The sequence below is a fragment of the Anoxybacillus sp. MB8 genome (assembly GCF_011006755.1).
Taxonomy (GTDB): Bacteria; Bacillota; Bacilli; order Bacillales; family Anoxybacillaceae; genus Anoxybacillus; species Anoxybacillus gonensis.
The window spans coordinates 1-22018 of record NZ_RXXX01000032.1 but is presented as its reverse complement, the minus strand read 5'-3'; the positions used below and the strand labels follow the sequence as shown (position 1 = coordinate 22018).

The following is a 22018-nucleotide window of genomic DNA, read 5'->3' as shown; positions in this document are numbered from 1 at the left end:
AGTGGGCGACTCGTCCACTTCTTTTTTAGTGGGGTGATTTCGTTGCATCTCGCAGGCAAGCAGCTGCTAAAGTCTGAACTTTCTTTTTCTTATGATACGAAATATGTTCAAATCGTTGAAAGTATCGTCAAAACGAAAAAAGGTTATCGCTGTGTGCGATGCGACAATGAGGATCAACAACTTTTTGCCTCTTTTCCGTGCGCTCGTTGTGGACGCATATGTACGTATTGTCGAAAATGTGTCATGATGGGACGATGTAGCGAATGCAATCCGCTCGTCATATGGACGGGCCCAATTCCCTCCACCTCTTTTTCTTCACCGCTGAAATGGAGCGGTAAACTATCCCCAGCCCAACAACTTGCTTCCGACGAAGTGTGTCAGGCGATTGATCGAAACGACTCCTTGCTCGTTTGGGCCGTATGTGGTGCAGGAAAAACGGAAGTGTTATTTGCGGGAATCAATCTGGCGCTGTCGCACGGAAAGCGCGTTTGCATCGCCGCTCCGCGCACAGATGTCGTATTAGAGCTAGCTCCGCGCTTGGCGAGCGTATTTCCATCGGTCGATATGGCGGCATTATATGGCGGTAGCGAAGACCGTGGCAAACTTGCTTCATTGACGGTGGCAACGACGCATCAACTACTTCGGTATTATCAGGCGTTCGATGTCATGATTGTTGATGAAGTGGATGCATTTCCGTATAGCGTTGATCCGATGCTTTCGTACGCTGTTGAACGTGCTCGAAAACCGACGTCTTCACTCATTTACTTAACCGCAACACCTAACGAACAATGGCAATATGAAGTAAAAAGTGGAAAGCGAAAAGCGGTAACCATTCCTGCGCGCTATCATCGTCACCCACTCCCTGTCCCTACATTTGAATGGTGCGGCAATTGGCAAAAAAAGTGGCGCCACCACCGTTTACCGTTATGTGTCGTTCAATGGATGTATGCCCATTTAGAACAAAAGAAGCAAGCTTTTGTATTCGTTCCCCACATCGACTTTTTACAACAAGTTGTTCCCTACTTACAACAATTTCATCCGCACATTGAAGGGGTACATGCCGAAGATCCGAAACGAAAAGAAAAAGTGCTCGCTTTTCGACGCGGACAAATTCCTATTCTTGTGACAACGACCATTTTAGAGCGCGGGGTAACTGTGCCGAACATTGATGTCGCTGTGTTAGGCGCAGAACAACCGATTTTTACCGAAAGTGCGCTCGTACAAATTGCTGGACGGGTCGGACGGAGTGCCCAATATCCGACAGGTGATATTCGCTTTTTTCATTTTGGAAAAACGAAAGCAATGCTTAAAGCAAAGCGCCATATTGTACGTATGAACGAAGAAGCGCGAAAGAGAGGATTGATCGACGAATGAAATGTGTCATTTGTCATGATGAATGGATGCCACACATGTCGTTTTCCATCCTTTTGACGCTTCGTCAAGCGGATGTTTGTTGTCCGCGTTGTCGTGCACGTTTTATTCGTCTGGAAGGAAGTTGTTGTGAACGATGCAGCCGTTTCAGTGATCAGACGGTATGTGAAGATTGTATCGCGTGGGAGAAACGAAAAAGTGCTTTAAAACAAAACGTCTCGGTGTATATGTACAACGATTGGATGAAAGAAGTGATGAACCGTTTTAAATTTCGGGGTGATTATGCGCTTGTCGAAGCTTTTCGTTGCGATGTTCGCACGGTTTTTTCTAAATATTTTTCTTCTGATGTATTCCTCGTTCCGATTCCGCTTAGTCCTTCTCGATTAGCTGAACGCGGATTTAATCAAGCAGAAGCGATCGCTTCGCTTTTACCATTGCCAATCATTTCTCCTTTGCGACGAATCGATGACGAAAAACAATCGAAAAAATCGAGACGTGAACGTTTTGTCGGACGGAAGTTTTTTCTCGCGGGAGGAAATGTCGCAGGAAAGCGCATTGTGATCGTGGATGATATTTACACGACAGGGGCGACGGTGCACGAAGCGGCAAAAATTCTGTATGACGCAGGTGCGCGCGAGGTTTGTTCGTTTACGCTCATCCGTTCATAGTTGGGAACAAACTCCCATTGAAAAGTGTGCAACGATGGTCGATATAAAAAGTAGGAAACTTGGAGAACGGAGATGGATTTTATGGAAATTCGCGGATACGGACATTATCGCTCAACATCTTCATCATCGACGACTGTGACTTTAAAAGCCGGAGATGTGTATGAAGCGGTCGTGAAAGAGCAAGTAGGTGAAAAAGAAGCGATCGTGCAATTGCGAGGGGTTGACATTCGTTTTCGTTTTGAAGGAGACGTACCACCTTCTGGAAGAGTGAAAGTGCAAGTGACAGGTGGGAACGGGGATGTGGTCGAAGGAAAGGTTGTGACGCCTCCTTCCTCTTCATCATTTGAAACGCTTGAAACGCCTGAACTTCGCCAAGCGGCAGCGATTGTGGCTCAAAAGCAACTGCCGCTCACTCGTGAAACGGTGGAGTCGTTGCGCACATTTTTAGCAGAAGGAAAAGGAACGATTGAACAAAAGTTAGAAACGATTCAAATCGCCGCAAGTAAAAAGCTTGATATGACAGTAAAGCAGTTACAAGCGGTGCATGAAGCGCTTCACGGCAAGCCGTTAAGCGAGTCGCTACATGAAATTGTACGCGCGATCGACGCTCATTTTTCATTTACTCCAATCGCCAAGCAACGCTCGCAAACGATCAGCGAGTTACGTGCACAGTTACAACAAGAAAAAAATATTGATCGCGTCATCGAATGGACGAAACAGTTTGCCGAAGAAAACGGGCATGAAGAAATCGCGAAAGCTGTTCGGGAAGCGACTGTACTAAAAGAGCGCGGGCATGAGTCGTTTGCCCGCAGCCGCATTATGCAAGCGGTCGCTATGGCAGAAGTGAACGAAAAGAAAACAGATGACGCACAACCAGAACGAACAACAACACAAGAAAAACAGTTGCACATCGTGCGGCAACAAATTGAACGCGAACCGATCGTTGCGAAAGCGATCGCTATCGCGAAAGGAAGCGACATCGTTCGTCAAATGCTCGGCTCAGCGTTGCAAGAGGCAGAACAATTGTATCGCTCAGGCCAACCACTTAGCGCGAAACAACGATTGCTTGAAGCGTTTGCTTCTGTAGAGAAAAAGGAAGGCGTTTCGGTACAACCGTCCTCGCCTTCACACAAGCAAGTCATCGATGAAGCGAAACGCATCGTGCGCACTGCTCGCAATGTCGAAGATGCGGTTCGTCAGCTGAAAGAAACGGTTTTACCACGCATTGAATCGAAGGAACTATACGAAGCCGTTGAACGTGTACAACAACTAGGAGAAAAAGCAAAAAACGAACTTATTCAAGCATTGCGTACAGTAGGAGACCAACCGAGTAAGTCAACATTGCCGTTAGAAATAAAAGAAGCACAGCTGAAACAAGTGATCGACGTACGGAAGCAAGCAGAAAGTGCCCCGAATGTGAAAGTAGTGGAGCCACAAGTGAGAGAAGTCGTTCGCACACTACCAGCGGATCAAGCAGAAAAAATCGCTCGTGCGTTTGACCAAGCGAAACAGCTCGAGACAGTTGGCCGAAGCGCGGAAGCCCGACACCAGCTAGTTCAAGCGTTACGTACGGTAGAGGAAGAAACGACAGCCGACATCGTGCGCACAGCGAAAGAAGCAGTACGTACGAATGTGCCAACCACGGCGTTGGAGGCAAAAGAAGCGCAGTTTAAGCAGCTCACTGACGTACGGAAACAAGCAGAAAGTGCCCCGAATGTGAAAGTAGTGGAGCCACAAGTGAGAGAAGTCGTTCGCACACTACCAGCGGATCAAGCAGAAAAAATCGCTCGTGCGCTCGAACAAGTAAAACAGCTCGAGACCGTTGGGCGGAGTGTCGAAGCTCGTCAACAGTTGGTTCAAGCGTTACGTACGGTGGAAGAAGAAGCGACAGCGGACGTGGTGCGCACAGCAAAAGAAACAGTCCGAGCGAATACGCCAACGTCAGCGGTAGAAACAAAAGAAGTACAGCTGAAACAAGTGGTTGACGTACGAAAGCAAGCAGAAAGTGCCCCGAATGTGAAAGCCGTCGAGCCGCAAGTAAGAGAAATCGTTCGTACGTTGCCGGCGGAACAAGGAGAGAAGCTCGCTCGCGCGTTTGACCAAGTAAAACAGCTCGAGACGGTTGGGCGAAGTGCGGAAGCTCGTCAACAGCTCGTTCAAGCGTTACGTACGGTAGAGGAAGAAGCGGTTACGGACGTCGTACGCACAGCAAAAGAAGCGGTCCGAGTGAATGCGCCAACGTCAGCGGTAGAAACAAAAGAGGCGCAATTAAAGCAACTCACTGACGTACGAAAACAAGCAGAAAGCGCTCCGACGGTGAAAGCCGTGGAGGCACAAGTGAGAGAAGTGGTTCGTACGTTGCCAGTGGAACAAGGGGAAAAAATCTCTCGTGCGCTCGAACAAGCGAAACAACTCGAGACCGTTGGTCGAAGTGTGGAAGCTCGACAACAGTTGGTGCAAGCATTACGTACGGTGGAGGAAGAAACGACAGTGGATGTCGTCCATACAGCAAAAGAAGCGGTACGAGCGAGTGCACCAACCATGGCGTTGGAGGCAAAAGAGGCGCAGTTCAAGCAGCTCACTGACGTACGGAAACAAGCAGAAAGCGCTCCGAATGTGAAATCCGTCGAGGCACAAGTGAGAGAAGTTTCTCGTACGTTACCGGCAGATCAAGCAGAGGCAGTTGTTCGAGCGTTACAGCAAGCGAAACTATTTGAAACGGTTGGGCGTGGCAAAGAAGCGTTGCAAAAGCTCGTGCAAACGTTACGTGCGATCGAACAACAGCTTGCTCCTGAATATGTCCAACGCGCAAATATGATTGCTGACCGTCTCGAACAGCAAACAATGACGTTAGCAGAAGCGGTTCGTCAGATACAAGGCGATGCGACACTTGCTAAGCAACCAAATATGGCACAAACGCTCCAGCAAGTGACACAAATGCTCGATGAACAACGCCAACAGCTATTAACATCTCTTGCAACGACCGAAAGTGAAAAACGCGCAACGAATGACGTGCGTGCGGCTATCGCTCAAGCGATAAAAACGATGCAAAGGGAGCCGAACGTGAAAGAAGCAATAAACATGGCTCGTGCGCAACTGGCTCAACATATGGAACCGTCGCTTCATGAAACGTTTGTCCGTGCTGACGAACTTGCAGAAAACGGGCGAGAAATGGCCGCAAGACAAACGGTCGTTCAAGCGCTTCAACAAGTTGAACAGACGTTGCTGCCAAGCGATTCCCCAACACCTGATGATGCAGCGTACGAATCATTCGCTGCGCTCGGCTTGCAATCAAAAGATATCATCGTGCAAACGGTAACGAAACGGATGGCGGAAGCAACGAAACAGTTTCAACAAACGAAGCGCGATATGATGCGCAATTTAGATGCGATTGACCATGTCATTACTCAATATAAGCAAGCGGCGCGACCGCAAGCAAAGCAATTGTTAGAAACGACGATTAAACAGCTCGACCAAACGATTTTAAAAAGCGATGCGATGTTGTTTGCCGATATGACGATGGAGAAAAAATTGCTGCAAGCAAGTTCGCAATTGGCAGAGGCGAAAAAGATGTTAGAGAAAGGGCAAATGGCGGAAGTGCAAAACATCGTAAAACAAGTAAAACGTACGCTTGAACAAATGCAGTTTAAGCCGTCGGATGTGAAAGTGAAACATTTTGTTGACGGCCAGTCTCTTAAACAGCAAGCGCCAGAGCAAGCATTACTTGCGCAATGGAACGATGTTGTTCAACCGGAGCCGTCCGCGCGTCATATGCTACAAACGATGCGACGCCTCGGTTTGATGCATGAAACTGATATGGCGAACGCGCTCGTGTTTAACGGTGAAAGCGAACAAGCGGAAGATACGATGAAAGGACTTTTAATGAAATTAGCACAGACAGGTGGAGAAGCAGCGAAACAAGCAGAACAAGCGTTGACAAATATGACAGGCCAACAGTTGCTCAATAAAAACGATCAAGGAAGTGCGATGCAAACGCTCTTTTTTACGATCCCGTTGTTGCTACAAAAGGAAGTAAAAGATGTGAAAGTATATGTCAATGCCCGAAACGACGGAAAACGAGTCGACTGGGAAAACTGCAGCTTATACTTTTTACTTGAAACGAAAAAGCTCGGCGATGTCGGCGTGCTGTTAAGTGCGAACGAGCGAACAATTTCTGTGACGTTTCGTAACGATCGCGAAGATTTTGCAGAGCGCATGCGTCCGCTCGTGGAAACGGCGACAAAAAGACTCGAAGACATCGGCTATCGCGTCGGTTATGTGCAATTTACGACGTTTGAGAAAAAAGAAGAAAAAACGAACGAGCCGAAACGGGCAACATGGACGGAGAAAGGATATGATTTCACAATATGATGTACTTTAATCAAAAACGAAAGCGGGAAATAAACGGTCCGTCGGCGGCGGTCATTCGCTATGAAGAAGGAGATAAAGCGCCGACCGTCGTCGCCCACGGGCGCGGCTATGTGGCAGAAAAAATTATCGAACTCGCCAAACAAAATGGAGTGCCCGTCGAACAAGATGCCGCGCTCGTACAACATTTACTTGATCTTGACCTTGGCGATACGATTCCCCCACAACTGTACGCAGTCATCGCAGAAATTTTAATTTTAATTGAAAAAATGGAACGAAACTATTAAACATTGAAAAATCGTGACGATAAATAAAGTAGGTGAACGATAAAAGGAGAGTGAGCGCGTGGAATTTTTAACAGAAGAAGCGGTGTATAAAAAAACGCCGCAACAATTAACAGCGCTACTTTATGAAGGGTTAATTGAAAGTGTAGAAGAAGCGATCGCAAGCACAAAAAAAGGCGACTACTCTTATGCCAACAAACTATTGCAAAAAGCAAACGATATTTTACAACGACTAGGTGTTGGGTTAAATTATGACGCAGGCATTATCGCTCATCAATTAGATGCGCTATACAACTATATGGCCGAGCGTCTTATTGATGCCAATATGCAAAAAGACGTAGCCATGATGCAAGAAGTGTTAACGATCGCCAAAGACATTGCGACAGCATGGAACGAGGCACTAAAAAAACAACCGACAACAAACGTTGTGGCAAAAAAAGCGGCGACATATGAACAATTTATTATGACAGAGTAAAGGAGAGAAAAAAATGAGAATCAACCATAACATTCAAGCATTAAACGCTTATCGTAACTTAGCGGTCAACCAATCGAATACAGCGAAAAACTTAGAAAAACTTTCCTCTGGTTTACGCATTAACCGCGCAGCAGACGATGCAGCAGGTTTAGCCATTTCCGAAAAAATGCGCTCGCAAATTCGCGGATTAGAAGTTGCAGAACGCAACGCATTAGATGCCATTTCGCTTATTCAAACAGCGGAGGGGGCGCTCAACTCGATTCACAGCATTCTTCAACGTATGCGTGAATTAGCAGTGCAAGCGGCAAATGGTACAAATACAGATGATGATCGTGGACATATTCAAAATGAAGTTGAGCAATTAATTGAAGAGATTGATCGCATTGCGAATAAAACAACATTTAATGGCACGCCATTGCTGGATAATAGTTTTATTAATGTTAAATTCCAGATTGGTGCAAATGAAGGAGAGGAAGTAGAAATAAGTATAGCAGGTATGACATCATCACTGTTAGGTGTTAGCGGTTTAGATGTTTCTACTGCAGCTGGAGCATCGAGTTCTATTACAACGATTGATGATGCGATTAATATAGTTTCTACAGAACGTGGCAACCTTGGCGCTTACCAAAACCGTTTTGAGCATGCAATCAACAACTTAAAAACAGCGCATGAAAATTTAACGTCTGCGGAGTCACGCATTCGCGATACAGATATGGCGATGGAGATGACGAACTTTACGAAAAACAACATTTTAAACCAAGCAGCACAGGCGATGCTCGCGCAATCAAATCAGCTCCCACAAGGAATTTTGCAATTGTTAAAAAGCTAATGGGTAAAAAGGGTAGGTCGATGCGACCTCGCCCTTTTTTTGTACGTGTGGCATAATAAAAAGAAAAAAGGTGTGAACGATGATGGAAGTGCAAAAAGTATCGCGGGCGTCGTTGAATCGTGTCGAAAAAAAAGACGATGCGCCGATGGAATCGGTGTCGTTTACGGAAGTGATGCATAAGAAAAAAAGCGACGTGTTATTTGAACGTTTTCAAACGATGGCGCAAGAAATTGAAGCGCAAGGGAAAAGGTTAGCTGAGTCGCAAACGGTAGAAGATTTAAAAAAATATAAAAAGCTTGTGAAGCAATTTTTAGACGATGCAGTGAAAAATAGTTTGCAGCTCGAGGAACAGCGCGGATTTAGTCGCGGGGGACGGACGAAAATTTATAAGCTTGTGAAAGAAGTCGATCAAAAGTTAGTCGAGCTGACAAATGCGGTGTTGGAAAAAGAAAAAAAGGGACTTGATTTGCTTGGACTCGTCGGTGAAATTCAAGGATTGATTATTAATATTTACACATAAGGGAGGGGAAAGCATGTTAGATAACTGTCCAAAATGTGGAAGTTTGTTTGTGAAGACGCAATTTCGAGATGTATGTGAGGCATGTTATAAAGAAGAAGAAAAATTGTTTGAAAAAGTGTACGCATTTATTCGCAAACGAGAAAATCGGACGGCAACGATGCCACAAGTGGTGGATGCCACAGGAGTAGACGAAGCGTTAATTGTTAAATGGATTAAAAAAGGACGCCTGCAGCTCGTTCATTTTCCGAACCTCGGTTATCCGTGCGAAAAGTGTGGAGCAACGATACGTGAAGGGCGACTATGTTCAAAGTGCATTGGTGGTATCCAGAAAGAAATGACGAAAATTCAACGAGAAGAGGAACGACAAAAACAAGCGAAGCGTCAAACGACATATTTTACAGAGAGAGACGACTAAACATTTTTTTCTTTTAGCCGATAATAATCATAAGGAAAGAAGAACGGGAAAAGCGAGGTGGGATGATGAAAATTAATCGTATTCAGCCGATGAGCGTCAATCCGTATGAACGGACGTCGCGCGTTGAAAAACCAACAAAAGCGACGAAAAAAACAGATCAAGTCGAAATTTCAAGCGCGGCGAAAGAATTGCAAGAAGCGGCGAAATTTTCTTCGGAACGGTTAGAAAAAATGGAGCGGTTAAAAGCAGAAGTGCAAGCAGGGACGTATGCGATCGATGCGCGTGCCATTGCGGAAAGCGTGTTGCGCTATTATAAACGATGACGGAGCGAATGAACATGATCGATCTTATGGAAAAGCTGCTGACATTTCACCGTGGACTGTTGCAGCTGGCACAACAAAAAACAGAAGCGATTAAAAAAGGCGACATTCATGCGTTGCAACAAATGATGGCGAAAGAACAAAAATATGTCATGGCCATTCGCCAGCTCGAGAGCGAACGAATGAGCCTTCTTTCACATTTACCTGAAGAAGAGCGAACGGTTCGTTGTTACGCAGAACAGTTGGAAGAAACGGAACGTACAAAGCTTCTCCACTTAGCAAGCGATTTAAGCGAAACAATCGCACGGTTGAAAGAGCAAAACGAGCTCAATATGCAACTATTGCAACAGTCGCTTCAGTTCATTCATTTTACCCTTGATCTCATGATACCGAACGAACAAGATGTGACGTATGACCCGAAGCGAACGGATGAATTGCCGCCACGGTCGTCGTTTGAAGCAAAAACGTAAGGGGGTTTTTTTGTGCTTTCAACATTTCATGGATTAGAAACGGTACGGCGCGGGATGACCGCCCAACAACAAGCGCTATACGTTACGGGGCATAATATCGCAAACGCCAACACGCCAGGTTACTCGCGCCAACGGGTAAACTTTGAACAAACGCCGCCATATCCGTTTGCGTCGAAAAACCGTCCTGTCGTGCCAGGGCAAATGGGAACAGGTGTGGAAGGCGGCACCGTGCAACGAATGCGCGAAGAATTTTTAGACGTCCAATATCGTGGCGAAAATATGAAATACGGCTATTGGAATACGCGCGCAGAAGCGTTGTATAAAATGGAAGAAATTATGAACGAGCCGTCAGACGAAGGGCTTGCGAAGACGCTTGACCGTTTTTGGCAGTCGCTTCAAGATTTAGCCGTCAATCCGTCAAACTCAGGTGCGCGCTCCGTCGTCCGTCAGCGCGGCATGGCGGTCGCTGAAACGTTTCATTACTTATCAAGCTCGTTAAAGTCGATTCGTGATGATATAAAAAATGAGCTTGACGTAACAGTGAAAGCTGTAAATTCATTGGCGCGTCAGTTAAATGACTTAAACAAACAAATTAGCGAAGTCGAAGTGCATGGTTATTTGCCGAACGATTTATATGATGAACGAAATCGGCTGTTAGATGAGTTGTCGCAATATGTGAACGTTAAAGTAACTCCTGTGCCAAGTGGCGGAAGTGCATTAAAAATTGCGGAAGGACGTTTTACGGTAGAGTTAGTGGATCGAACTGGTAGCACAGTCATCGGCACGCTTGTTGATGGACGACTTGGGAAAGTCAATGAATTTCAAGTGACATATCAAGATAACGTAGCTAAGACGGGGCCAATTGTTAGCTTTTCTCTTGGCGATGCATCATTTTCAACATTTGAGCGCTTAAAAGAAAACGGAAAAGTAGGAGCTCTTCTTTATTCTTATGGTTACAGCGAAGACGGAGGTACAACGACGAGAGGGTTATATCCCGAAATGCTAGGAGATTTAAATGCCATGGCAAAAGCATTTGCTGATCAGTTTAATACGGTGCATTCTAATGGATGGAGTGTGGCGGAAATAAAAAATAATGCGACTTCTCCATCCACTAAGCCATTTTTCACCTATGACCCAGCTGATCCAGCTGGAACGTTAGATATCGCACAAATCATTAAAGATTCACTTGACAATATTGCCGCATCAGCATCAGGACAAATTGGTGACGGAAGCAATGCGCAAGCGTTAGCCGAAGTAAAAAACGGAATGATGAATATCGCAGGAAACACAACAACGATCCAAAACTTTTATGAAAGTTTAATCGGGCAAATGGCGGTGAATGCGCAAGAGGCGAAACGGTTATCGCAAAATAGCGAAGTGCTTCGCCAATCGGTTGATGAACGACGCATGGCAGTTAGCTCCGTATCGCTTGATGAAGAAATGATGAATATGATGAAATTTCAACATGCATATAACGCCTCCGCGCGCATGATTACAATGATCGATCAAATGCTAGATAAAATTATTAACAATATGGGGATTGTCGGAAGGTAGGTGAACAGTAAATGCGTGTAACACAAATGATGCTTGCGAATAATACGCTTCGTAACGTAAGTAAAAGTTACGATAAACTCGGTACGTATCAACAACAATTGGCGACAGGGAAAAAAATTCATCGCCCATCCGAAGATCCGGTCGTGGCGATGAAAGGGATGCATTATCGTACGAGCTTAACAGAAATCGAGCAGTTTCAACGCAACCTTTCTGAAGCGTACACGTGGATGGAAAATTCGGAATCAGCGTTAGGTCATACAACAAGTGTATTGCAACGCGCTCGTGAGCTTGTCGTACAAGCGAAAAACGGCACGCTCGGTCCAGAAGACCGTCAAGCGATCGCGCGGGAAATTGAGCAGTTGAAAAAAGACTTAGTACAAGTCGCCAACACGAAAGTAGCAGGGAAATATATTTTTAACGGCACAAAAATTGAACAAGCGCCTGTGACAGACGGCACCCCACCGACGGTTAACAACAACAACGATGATTTTATGGTCGAAGTCGCCAAGGGAGTAAAACTAAAAATTAACGTCACGCCTAATAATGTATTTAACCAAGGATTGTTTAATACGTTGCAGCAAATTGAAAACGAATTAGCCAATCCAACAGGGAATTTAGACAATTTGCTTTCTCAATTAGACGGACATATAAACGACGTCCTTGCCGAACGGGCAGAATTAGGGGCGCGCGTCAACCGTCTAGAACTTGTTGAACAACGTCTTTCTGAACAACAACTGATCGCGAAACGAATGATTTCAGATAACGAAGATGCGGACATTGAAAAAATTATTACCGAATTAAAGTCGCAAGAAAGCGTTCATCGCGCTGCGCTTTCTGTCGGTGCGCGCATCATTCAGCCGACGCTCGTTGATTTTTTACGTTAAGGGGATGAGTTGAAATGAAAATCCCGCAGCTAACGATGCAAGCGACATTTCCGCAATTATCGATCACGATTGAGCGCGGATATATGCATATGCGCCAACAACAAGCCGAGCTGTCGATTGAACAACCGAAACCGCAGCTGGAAATGAAAACGACGCCTCCGCGCTTAACGATCGATCAAACGGAAGCGCGTGCCGATGTCGATTTAAAACATATTTTTCGCCGCATTGAAGAAGCAGCGCAAGACGGTTATGCGAGTTGGTTATCATATTTAGAAACGACAGCGATGCAAGGTGATGAATTAATGCGCATTGAACAAGGTGGCGACGTGCTTGCGATGCAAGCGCAAGCGAACAGCGAGCGACCACCTTTCGACTATAACGTCGGGCTAATTCCCCGCCCATTTAGCGTGAAAATCGGCTTTGAACAAGGGCGTATCGAGATGAACTGGCAAACGTCCGGAGCGCGCATTCATATCGAACCACGCCCTGTACAAATCGACTATAAACCGAACGTCGTGCACATCGATTTAGCACGTCATCATAACTTGCGCATCGATGTGAGCGTATAAATGAGGGATGAATATGAACATCGAAACGAAATATCACGGAACGGTTGAGCTGTCTGACATGGCAATCGTTTCTTTTGAAAACGGGCTACCGGGTTTTGAACATGAAAAGCAGTTTGCCTTGCTGCCGATTCACGATTCGCCATTTACGATTTTACAATCAGTGCAAAATAAAGACGTAGCGTTTGTCATGATCGAGCCGTTTTCTTATTTTCCAACATACGAAGTCGAACTCGATGATGCGACGTGCGAACAACTAAACATTCAAGCAGAAAACGATGTCGCGCTATACGTCATTTTAACGGTCGCCGAACCGTTTACAAACACGACGGCAAACTTACAAGCACCTGTCGTCATTAACGTCCACGAACGAATCGGCAAGCAAGTCATTTTAACAAATACACCGTATAAAACGAAACATCGCTTGTTTCCAGAAACGGTTGAAGCGAAATAAGGGGGCGAGAACATGCTTGTGTTAACGCGCAAATTAAAAGAAGCCATTCAAATTGGCGATGACATTGAAGTCGTCGTTCTCGCCATCGACGGCGATCAAGTGAAACTTGGCATTCGCGCACCGAAACATATTGACGTGCACCGAAAAGAAATATATCTCGCCATCCAACAAGAAAACAACGCAGCATCACTCGCCTCTATGACTTCGCTTCAACAGCTATCTCATCAATTAAAGAAAGGAGGGGAAGAAAATGAGCGTTAGCATTGGCGGTGTTCTAGTCCCTGGCGTCATCGCTCGCATCGTTCAAGACAACAAAGCGATCGCCGAACAAGCATTAAACGAAATCATTAACAAACATAAGGACGATCCAGCTCGCATCGTCAAAGAAATACAACAACCATCGCCGTTTTCACAATTTCTTGACATTAAAGTATAAAATTTTTTTCGCAACCTATTAAACTTTGAAAAAAACAACCGATAATAAACGTGAGGGCAAGAAAGAAGGGCGGCCGACTTCATTCTTGCTAGCTAAACCACATGGACGTGGGAAAACAAATTCAAGGAGGAATATGAAATGAGAATTAACCACAACATCGCGGCGTTAAATACGCATCGTCAATTAACAATCGGGCAAAGCGCTACAGCAAAAAACATGGAGAAATTGTCTTCTGGTCTTCGTATTAACCGTGCAGGCGACGACGCAGCAGGTCTTGCGATTTCTGAAAAAATGCGTAGCCAAATTCGCGGCTTAGAGCAAGCATCTCGAAACGCACAAGACGGTATCTCGTTAATTCAAACAGCTGAAGGCGGTTTACAAGAAGTACATGCTATTTTACAGCGTATGCGCGAGTTAGCTGTTCAATCTTCAAACGACACGAACGTTTCACAAGATCGGGAAGCTCTTCAAGATGAGTTTGAACAACTTGGAAAAGAGCTAGAAAGAATTAAAGATAAGACGACATTCAACACACAAGAATTGTTCCAAGGTGCTTCGGGAAGCAATGTAAACTCTAGTGGTAAGCTTGTGCTACAGGTGGGAGCCAATAAAGATGATACCATCGAACTAGATTTGACAACTAAGGGAATTGACTTGAGTGATATCGTTAGTGATGCTCAAGGTGAAGATATTAGTACTCAAAGTGGAGCGGCCGGCGCTATTAGCAAGTTAGATGATTTGATTAAGACTGTTTCTGAAGGTCGTTCGTACTTAGGAGCAATGCAAAACCGCCTAGAGCATACGATTGCGAATCTTGACAATGCAGCAGAAAACTTAACAGCTGCGGAATCACGTATTCGCGACGTAGATATGGCGAAAGAAATGATGGAGTTTACGAAAAACAACATTCTTTCTCAAGCAGCACAAGCAATGTTGGCTCAATCCAATCAAATGCCACAAGGCGTATTGCAACTCCTTCGGTAATTTGATTGGAAGGGCGTCTTAGCTGGAAACGGCTAAGAGGATGACTGGGTGAATTGCTGGGAAGCCCTAAAGCTTTCCTTGCCACAACGAAGCTGGAAACGGCAGGCGTGACGGCGTGAAAAAAGGAAAGATGGAACAATGGGCAATCAGCAGCCAAGCTCCTGTGAGGAAACTCTGGAGAAGGTTCAACGACTAGGACATACCACCTAAGGCGAGGGCTATGGTGATGAAGTCTGTAGGGAAATTCCCGAAGTGCCCAGCCCTTCGCTAGCCAAATGGCTAGAAAGGTGAAGAGATAGTCTACACAACGATCGAAAGACGTTGCGGCATGGCAAGCCAACCAACAACCACAAGGAGTATTACAATTGCTCCGTTAATAAAGCAAAAAGAGACCTTAGGTTTGCTAAGGTCTCTTTTTCTATTTGATAGACGTAGTCGAAAATCGCCATCACTTACCGTAATAATCGTAATTTATTTTTTTACACGTTCCCCTTTGTTCAGAAGAGCAATAAATACTTTATGTTTTTGCTTTTTTGCCGATATTATGAGTAGAAGTCAATTTCTTAATACGTCTGTTAGGAGTGTTTCATGTGAACAAAAAGCGAACGGCAAAAATGTTAGTTCCGCAGTATATGCATTCGTTTCGATGTATTGGTGGGGAATGTGAGGATACGTGTTGCGTAGGTTGGAATGTATGGATTGATCGAGACACATATAAAAAATATAAAAAGACAACTCATCGTTTGTTTGCTGAAAATGAACAAGTGATCAAAAGAAATAAAAATAACACATCAAAATTTGATTATGCAAACATTCGAATGAACGAGAGTGGTGCATGCCCATTTCTCTCAGAAGAGAAGCTTTGTCGTATACATGAAGAGTTGGGAGAGGACTTTTTATGCTCCACATGTGCCATTTATCCACGCACATTTAATTTAGTTAACGATGTAGTGGAGAAAAGTGGTACATTATCTTGTCCGGAAATTGCACGATTGGTGTTGCTAAATCCAAATGGAATTGAGTTCGATGAAATAGAAGGAGAAGTAGAAAAAAAAGCTGCTTATCACTCTGCACTTCATTTAAATAATGAAAAAGGGGTAAGAAAATATTTTTGGCCGATTCGTGTCCTATGTATTCAAATTTTACAAGATAGAAGACTTTCTTTGGAGGAACGTCTCATCGTATTAGGAATGTTTTTGAAAAAAATTAGTGAAAACAAGGATCATATTGACGTTATGTTTGAACAAATTTGTCAATATACTTATCAAATGTTGGATGACTTATTCGTCAAACAGCATATAGCTACCCTTCCTAAAAAGCTAGGTATTCAACTTTCTATTTGTCAACAGCTTATCGAAATTAGAAAAAAGATGGGGCTTCAAAACAATAAATATGTACAATATTTAGAACAAATGATTCAAGGATTTGGTGGCAGTGATAACATTGAGCGAATGGCAGAGTGTTATGAAGAGGGGATTACGAAGTATTATGAGCCATTTATGAAAGAAAAAGGCTATATGTTAGAAAACTATTTGGTCAATTACGTGTTTAAAAATTTATTTCCAATTGACAAAGAAGATGTATTTGATAGTTATGTCATGATTGTTGTTCATTATACGTTAATTAGGTTACATTTGATTGGAATTGCTCGTTTCCATCGAGGGCTCAATGAGCAATTGGTGGTGATGTTGATTCAATCCTTTTCTAAAACAATTGAACACAATAAGCAATATTTAAAGACAGTATTAGATATACTGCGTGCAAATGATATAAATAGTATGAGCTTCATGACTGTACTTATAAATAGTTGATCTCATATTTTTCGGAAACGAAAACAGTTCAATGAGGTGAAATATTGAAAACATTAGCTCTAGTGATGATTGTAAAAAATGAAGAAAAACATTTAGCCCGCTGCTTACAAAGCGTTCAACATATCGTTGATGATGTTATTATTGTTGATACAGGCTCTACTGATGGGACAAAAGATATCGCTTGTTCATTTGGTGCAAACGTGTTTCATTTTGAATGGGTAAATGATTTTTCAGCAGCACGCAACTATGCGCTTATGCAATCGACGTGTGATTGGAATCTCGTGTTAGATGCAGATGAGTATATTGTAAATGACTGTAAACATATCATTCGACATTTTATTGAAACGAATGAGAGAACGATTGGGCGAATTAAGCGAATAGATGAATTTGTGCAAAATGGGGAGAAAAGATATGCACAGAGTTACTTATCGCGCCTTCTCCCTAAAGGTGTCACATATGTTGGGAAAATTCACGAACAAGTCGATTCACCTTTTCCGCGCAAAAATGTTGATGTGGAAGTGTATCATGATGGATATGTTTACACAAATAAAACGGAACGCAATTTACAGCTACTGTTGGAAGAACTAAGTCAACATCCGACAGATGATTATGTTTTATACCAAGTTGGTAAACAATATAAGTTATTGATGCAATTCAACGTTGCGGAAAAATATTTTGAGGAAAGTTATCGCCTTGTACCGCTTGGGGCATGGTATCGTCATAGTTTAGTCATTGATTATTTATATACATTGATCGCGAATCGTTCGTTCGAAAAAGGATTACAGGTCATTGCACAGGAACAAAAAAGGCTACATGATTCCCCTGATTTTCATTTCGTATGCGGGTTATTTTATATGGATGCGATGTTTTACAATATGGAGCGATACGCGTATGTATTTTCGTCCATCGAGCGATCTTTCATTCGCTGTTTAGAAATTGGTGAGACGGATAAATACGATCGTGTCCGCGGAACAGGTAGCTTTTTAGCGGCTTATAACCTTGGCGTTTTTTACGAAGTGACAGGACAAATGGGGAAAGCGATCCATTTTTACAAACAATCAGCACACGAAGGATATGAAAAGGCGAGTGAGCGATTAAAGGTATTGAGACAGTAGTAACCATGTTGATGGATTTTTAGTGTATTTAGCCTCTCTAACGAACGAGAGGTTTTTTCTTTTCCCCCTTCAAATTTCCCTTCTTCCATCCGATATAAACAGTAGGAACGTATATGCAAAGGAGCGAACGGTGATGATTGAACGCATTTCTTCTTCTCTTTCTTCCACATATATGTATGAAAAAACGGTGAGCGAAAAAACGACAGAACGCCCAACGGAACAACCGAAACAAGAGCAACCCACTTTACAACAACTAAATGCAAAACAAGAAGAAGATCGTATTTCAAAAGAAAAACTTGAAGAAATCGTCAAGGGAATGAACGAATTTTTACAACCGAGCCATACGTCGTTAAAGTTTAACGTGCATGAAGATTTAAAAGAGTATTACGTCCAGCTTATTGATGAACGAACGAAAGAAGTCGTGCGCGAAATTCCACCGAAAAAGCTGTTAGATATGTATGCAGCGATGATGAAATTTGTCGGTTTAATTGTTGATCGAAAAATTTAGGAGGTGACACATATGAGCATGATGCGTATAGGTGGATTGGCAAGCGGTATGGACATCGACAAAATCGTTGGCGATTTAATGAAAGTGGAGCGTGCGCCAATTGATAAATTAAAACAAAAAAAGCAATTACTTGAGTGGCAACGCGATGCATATCGCGATATGAATCGTTTACTAGACGCATTAGATAAACATATTTTCGACGGCGTGATGCGCCAAAGCACGTTTTTGCAGAAAAAAGTGACGAGTTCGAATGAAAACGTTGTGACAGCAACTGGGACTCCGTCTGCTGCGAACCAAACGGTAGAAATTAGCAATATTACACAACTTGCGACAGCGGCAAGATGGACGTCTCAAAATACGATTAATATAAGTGCGAATGACCAGTTGAGCACATTATTTTTAGGTACAGAGGTAATGCCAACTTCTTTACAGTTTAAAGTAAAAAATCCAGGTAGCAGTGTTGAAGAAACGGTTACTATCTCACTTGACCCAAGTAAGGAAACATTGAGTACGTTGATTTCAAAATTGAATCAAGATACTAAATTAGGCGTTCGTGCGTTTTATGATGATTTTACACAGAAAATGGTCATTACTAAAAATCAAACGGGCAGTGGATCTTCTATTGAAGTTACAAGTGGTGCGGAGCTTTTCACTAAATTAGGATTTAACCTAGATATACAGGTTGATGCAAGCGATCCATTAAATGTAATCACGAAAACGTTTTTACAACAAGACGCGGGAACAGGTCAAAACGCCAAATTTACAATTAACGGTCTTCAAACAGAACGCACATCGAACACATTTACAATTAACGGCATGACATATACATTGAAAAATACGCATGCAGGCACGGTGACGATTACATCTTCAACAAACACCGATGCGATTTTTAATTCGATTAAATCATTCGTTGATAAATATAATGAAACGATCGATGAAATCAATAAGAAGCTAAAAGAAACGCGTTATCGCGATTATCAGCCGCTTACAGATGAACAGCGCGAGAAGTTGACGGAAAAGCAGGCGGAAAAGTGGGAGGAAAAAGCGAAAAGCGGCATTTTGCGCGGTGATTCGATTTTGTCAAACGCCCTCTCTAGCATGCGCCAAGCACTTTATCGAAAAGTGGATGGAGTGGCGGACGGATTTTCTCAACTTGCACAAATTGGCATTACAACGACGCCAAACTATTTAGAAGGCGGAAAGTTAATTATTGACGAAGCGAAACTAAGACAAAAAATTGAAGAAAATCCAGATGCGATTTATCGTCTATTTAGCAACAACGGTGAAGGAAATGCGAAAGGGATTGTCCGCCAACTTCGCGATGAAATTAAAAAGACGATCAAAAGTATTGAAGATAAAGCAGGAAATACGTTAAAAGCTACGAATCAGTATATCATTGGAAAAAGTATTATTGACATTGATACGCGCATTAGTGCGGCCGAAGATCGGCTAAAACGAGTAGAAGATCGCTACTGGAAGCAGTTTTCCGCGATGGAAAAAGCAGTGCAACGTGCAAACTCGCAAAGTATGTATCTCATGAATGCCTTTGGCGGTGGAGCACAATAATTAGGAGGTTGAAAGATGAACCCATATCAATCATATCAAACAAATGCGGTGCAAACAGCGTCACCGGGGGAATTGACGCTTATGCTTTATAACGGTTGCCTAAAGTTTATTGCGCAAGCGAAGAAAGCGATCGAAGAGAAAGATATTGAAGCGCGCAATACAAATTTATTAAAAGCGCAAAAAATTATTCAAGAGTTGATGGTGACGCTCAATATGGAATATGAAGTAGCCAAATCGATGATGACGATGTATGACTATATGTATCGTCGTTTAGTTGAAGCAAATATTAAAAGCGACATCGCGATTTTAGAAGAAGTTGAAGGATATGTCAAAGAGTTCCGTGATACGTGGAAGCAAGTGATTCAACTAAATCGTCAACGTCAATACGCGCAAGGCGGTCACGTGTAATGAGCGTTGTTTCGGAGCTTTTGGGCATAACAAAGGCAATGGTTGAATTGCTTCGCGAGCCGATTGAAAAAGAAAAACGTGATGCGGTGATTGAACAAATCGAGGAAATGCTTGAGAAGCGGGAACAGCTTCTCAAGCAACTGCCTGCAACGTTAACGGAAGAAGAAAAGAAAATGGGGAAACAGTTGCTTGCGTTAGATCGTGAGACAAACAATCTTCTTCGGCAATTTAAACAACAAATCCAGCAAGACTTAAAGCAAATTAAACAAACAAGAGAAGCGGTCGATCGTTATGACGACTTGTACGATTCGTTAGCGAGCGACGGCATGTTTTACGATAAAAGAAGGTAGGTATCATGATGACTCAGTTAACTCCAGAACAATTGACGGTCGTTCGTCACTATGCAGCGCTATTGGACACAATTGAAGAAGGATTTCATTACGTAATTGAAAGTTTTTCCAATTATGGGCGTACGCAAGGGGATGTTGTGCTTGCGGATATTTTTACAGCGTTCGGTCAAATTGAACAGACAAATGAGCGATCGCTTGCACATTTTTTCGCTGATGATGTCGCACTATTGAATGAGCTACAACGATTTTCCGCCGTCGTAGAAGAGGCGTGGAAATTAGACGGAAAACTACACGATCCAAACGCAAAGAAGCAAATTGTTGAAAAATATGTAGCGCCAGCGTTTGAAGCGTGGAAAGTAAGCATGATGCAACATCTTCGTCCATATGTTGAACAATAAGAAGAGGAGGGCAGACAGCTCTCCTCTTTGTCATATATTAACATATTCACAAAAACGGGTGCTGTTTAAAATGCTTCTACAATGGTGACGTTTACTTCTTTACGCAAGTCGATTTCAAACGGTGATTTCAGCATTTCACCGTTTGGATTTTGTAAAATACGAATGACCGGACGAAGCGGATATTCAGGGAAAATGTTTGAGACGACGCCTCGGTATCCTGTGTTTAACACGACATTTGTGCCAAGCGGGTAAATGGCGACGTATTTTAAAAACGTTTTAATGAGCTCGTAATCAAACAGCGTGTTGCCAGCTGCGCATAAATATTCGGCCGCTTCGTGTGGCGAATGTTGTTGGCGATGATCGCGCGGTGAAGTGAGCGCATCGAACACGTCTGCGATGGCGATAATGCGCGCGAATTCGTGAATGTATTTGCCGGCTGCTTTGTGCGGGTAACCGCTCCCGTCAAAACGTTCATGATGTTGTAAGGCACAGTAAGCGGAAGATGGTGAAATATTATTTTGCTTTTTCAATAGTTCAAATCCAAATTCCGTATGATGTGATATAATTCGGCGTTCCTCAGGGCTAAGAGGCCCTTTTTTCGCCCAAAGTGCACTCGGAATTTGCGTCATGCCGATATCAAATAAAAGCGCCCCAACACCTAAATCGAGCAATTGTTGCGAGGAATAACCTTTCGCTAATCCGATGACACCTGCGATCGTTGCGACGTTGACCGAGTGATGAAAAAAATATCCCTTTGAAATAACAAGGTCGGATAAGTTAATGAGCAAGTTTTCCCTGCTCAATAAGTAGTCTAAAATTTCTTTAAATATTTTTTGATATTCTTGCCCGAGATCTAGCGAAGATACGCGTTGAACAGCTTTTTGTTCTTCGATGAGTTCCGTCATCGTTTCGTACACTTTTTTTACGGCTTGTTGTCGTACAACCGGGCTAATCGTTGGCTTTTCCTCAATGTCAAATGTAAAAATGTCGTGAATATAAATATGACGAATGCCGTTTTCGCGCAATCCGCGAATGTATGAGTCGGTCAGTTTGACTCCTTTAGCAAGCAAAACGGCACCGTTCGGTCCGTAAATATCGACGGCGAGCACATCGCCACTTTTTGCTTCAAATATATGCACTTTGCGCATGCGATCACACCTCAGCAGAAAAATAGATGATGTATAAAATTTTGTGTAAAGCATTTTGCTAGACCAAAAGAAAAAAGGTAGGGTATTCTCTGATTGGACGAAAAACATTCCAGAGA

At 43.3% G+C, this 22018-nt stretch carries 25 protein-coding genes; 24 read left to right on the top strand and 1 reads right to left on the bottom strand.

The annotated features are described in order from the left end of the window. Positions 1–33: 33 nt before the first annotated feature. From EKC99_RS11130 to EKC99_RS11015, 24 genes are all read left to right on the top strand, one after another. The gene (locus EKC99_RS11130; protein ID WP_163151936.1) at positions 34–1374 is read left to right on the top strand and encodes an ATP-dependent helicase ComFA; all 1341 of its coding nucleotides are present in this window, start codon (positions 34–36) and stop codon (positions 1372–1374) included. Beyond that, positions 1371–2039, top strand: a complete 669-nt coding sequence (locus EKC99_RS11125; RefSeq protein ID WP_163151912.1) for a ComF family protein — start codon at positions 1371–1373, stop codon at positions 2037–2039. Before EKC99_RS11130 ends, EKC99_RS11125 begins: the two co-directional genes overlap by 4 nt. A 72-nt stretch (positions 2040–2111) precedes the next feature. After that, entirely contained in the window at positions 2112–6410 is a 4299-nt protein-coding gene (locus EKC99_RS11120) for a metal-dependent peptidase (RefSeq protein WP_240468857.1), read from the top strand. After that, positions 6407–6694 (top strand): EscU/YscU/HrcU family type III secretion system export apparatus switch protein, encoded by a 288-nt coding sequence (locus EKC99_RS11115; protein WP_009362432.1) that lies wholly within the window; start codon positions 6407–6409, stop codon positions 6692–6694. The genes EKC99_RS11120 and EKC99_RS11115 overlap by 4 nt, the downstream gene beginning before the upstream one ends. Positions 6695–6752: 58 nt before the next feature. Continuing rightward, positions 6753–7166 carry a flagellar export chaperone FliS gene (fliS, locus tag EKC99_RS11110; RefSeq protein ID WP_163151910.1) on the top strand — a complete coding sequence of 138 codons (414 nt, stop codon included), beginning with the start codon at positions 6753–6755 and terminating at the stop codon, positions 7164–7166. Between the two features lie 13 nt (positions 7167–7179). Then, complete coding sequence (locus EKC99_RS11105; RefSeq protein ID WP_055441498.1) at positions 7180–7995, top strand: flagellin N-terminal helical domain-containing protein; 816 nt, start codon at positions 7180–7182, stop codon at positions 7993–7995. Between the two features lie 82 nt (positions 7996–8077). Beyond that, positions 8078–8515, top strand: a complete 438-nt coding sequence (locus EKC99_RS11100; protein ID WP_035063520.1) for a YaaR family protein — start codon at positions 8078–8080, stop codon at positions 8513–8515. A 13-nt stretch (positions 8516–8528) separates the two neighbouring features. Next, a complete protein-coding gene (locus EKC99_RS11095) occupies positions 8529–8930 on the top strand; it encodes a TIGR03826 family flagellar region protein (protein ID WP_163151909.1) in 402 nt (133 codons plus the stop codon). Positions 8931–8992: 62 nt separating this feature from the next. After that, on the top strand, positions 8993–9253 hold the full coding sequence (gene flgM / locus EKC99_RS11090; protein WP_235045452.1) for a flagellar biosynthesis anti-sigma factor FlgM: 261 nt from the start codon (positions 8993–8995) through the stop codon (positions 9251–9253). A gap of 14 nt (positions 9254–9267) precedes the next feature. Next, positions 9268–9720, top strand: a complete 453-nt coding sequence (locus EKC99_RS11085; RefSeq protein WP_021095719.1) for a flagellar protein FlgN — start codon at positions 9268–9270, stop codon at positions 9718–9720. A 12-nt stretch (positions 9721–9732) separates the two neighbouring features. After that, positions 9733–11274, top strand: a complete 1542-nt coding sequence (gene flgK, locus EKC99_RS11080; protein WP_021095720.1) for a flagellar hook-associated protein FlgK — start codon at positions 9733–9735, stop codon at positions 11272–11274. Positions 11275–11285: 11 nt separating this feature from the next. Beyond that, the gene (gene flgL, locus EKC99_RS11075) at positions 11286–12158 is read left to right on the top strand and encodes a flagellar hook-associated protein FlgL (protein ID WP_021095721.1); all 873 of its coding nucleotides are present in this window, start codon (positions 11286–11288) and stop codon (positions 12156–12158) included. Between the two features lie 14 nt (positions 12159–12172). Beyond that, a complete protein-coding gene (locus EKC99_RS11070) occupies positions 12173–12727 on the top strand; it encodes a DUF6470 family protein (RefSeq protein ID WP_163151907.1) in 555 nt (184 codons plus the stop codon). 13 nt (positions 12728–12740) lie between these two features. Next, a complete protein-coding gene (gene fliW, locus EKC99_RS11065; protein WP_009362422.1) occupies positions 12741–13178 on the top strand; it encodes a flagellar assembly protein FliW in 438 nt (145 codons plus the stop codon). A 12-nt stretch (positions 13179–13190) separates the two neighbouring features. Next, positions 13191–13439, top strand: a complete 249-nt coding sequence (gene csrA / locus EKC99_RS11060) for a carbon storage regulator CsrA (RefSeq protein WP_085789581.1) — start codon at positions 13191–13193, stop codon at positions 13437–13439. Then, complete coding sequence (locus tag EKC99_RS11055) at positions 13429–13614, top strand: hypothetical protein (protein ID WP_163151905.1); 186 nt, start codon at positions 13429–13431, stop codon at positions 13612–13614. The genes csrA and EKC99_RS11055 overlap by 11 nt, the downstream gene beginning before the upstream one ends. A 138-nt stretch (positions 13615–13752) precedes the next feature. Further along, a complete protein-coding gene (locus EKC99_RS11050) occupies positions 13753–14598 on the top strand; it encodes a flagellin N-terminal helical domain-containing protein (RefSeq protein ID WP_042894880.1) in 846 nt (281 codons plus the stop codon). A 590-nt stretch (positions 14599–15188) separates the two neighbouring features. Beyond that, entirely contained in the window at positions 15189–16409 is a 1221-nt protein-coding gene (gene fliB, locus EKC99_RS11045) for a flagellin lysine-N-methylase (RefSeq protein WP_055441497.1), read from the top strand. A 44-nt stretch (positions 16410–16453) separates the two neighbouring features. Further along, positions 16454–17524, top strand: a complete 1071-nt coding sequence (locus EKC99_RS11040; protein WP_240468856.1) for a glycosyltransferase family 2 protein — start codon at positions 16454–16456, stop codon at positions 17522–17524. A gap of 133 nt (positions 17525–17657) precedes the next feature. Then, positions 17658–18032, top strand: coding sequence for a flagellar protein FlaG (flaG, locus tag EKC99_RS11035; RefSeq protein ID WP_163151903.1), 375 nt, complete (start codon positions 17658–17660; stop codon positions 18030–18032). Positions 18033–18044: 12 nt separating this feature from the next. Then, positions 18045–19598 (top strand): flagellar hook-associated protein 2, encoded by a 1554-nt coding sequence (locus EKC99_RS11030; protein ID WP_042894883.1) that lies wholly within the window; start codon positions 18045–18047, stop codon positions 19596–19598. A gap of 15 nt (positions 19599–19613) precedes the next feature. Further along, a complete protein-coding gene (gene fliS, locus EKC99_RS11025; protein ID WP_042535029.1) occupies positions 19614–20006 on the top strand; it encodes a flagellar export chaperone FliS in 393 nt (130 codons plus the stop codon). Further along, entirely contained in the window at positions 20006–20356 is a 351-nt protein-coding gene (gene fliT / locus EKC99_RS11020) for a flagellar protein FliT (protein ID WP_021093736.1), read from the top strand. The genes fliS (EKC99_RS11025) and fliT overlap by 1 nt, the downstream gene beginning before the upstream one ends. 8 nt (positions 20357–20364) lie before the next feature. Beyond that, positions 20365–20754 (top strand): DUF8042 domain-containing protein, encoded by a 390-nt coding sequence (locus EKC99_RS11015; RefSeq protein ID WP_035062849.1) that lies wholly within the window; start codon positions 20365–20367, stop codon positions 20752–20754. A gap of 65 nt (positions 20755–20819) precedes the next feature. Here EKC99_RS11015 and EKC99_RS11010 read toward each other — a convergent pair whose 3' ends face one another. Then, a complete protein-coding gene (locus EKC99_RS11010) occupies positions 20820–21902 on the bottom strand; it encodes an HD-GYP domain-containing protein (RefSeq protein WP_075039278.1) in 1083 nt (360 codons plus the stop codon). Between the last annotated feature and the right edge of the window lie 116 nt (positions 21903–22018).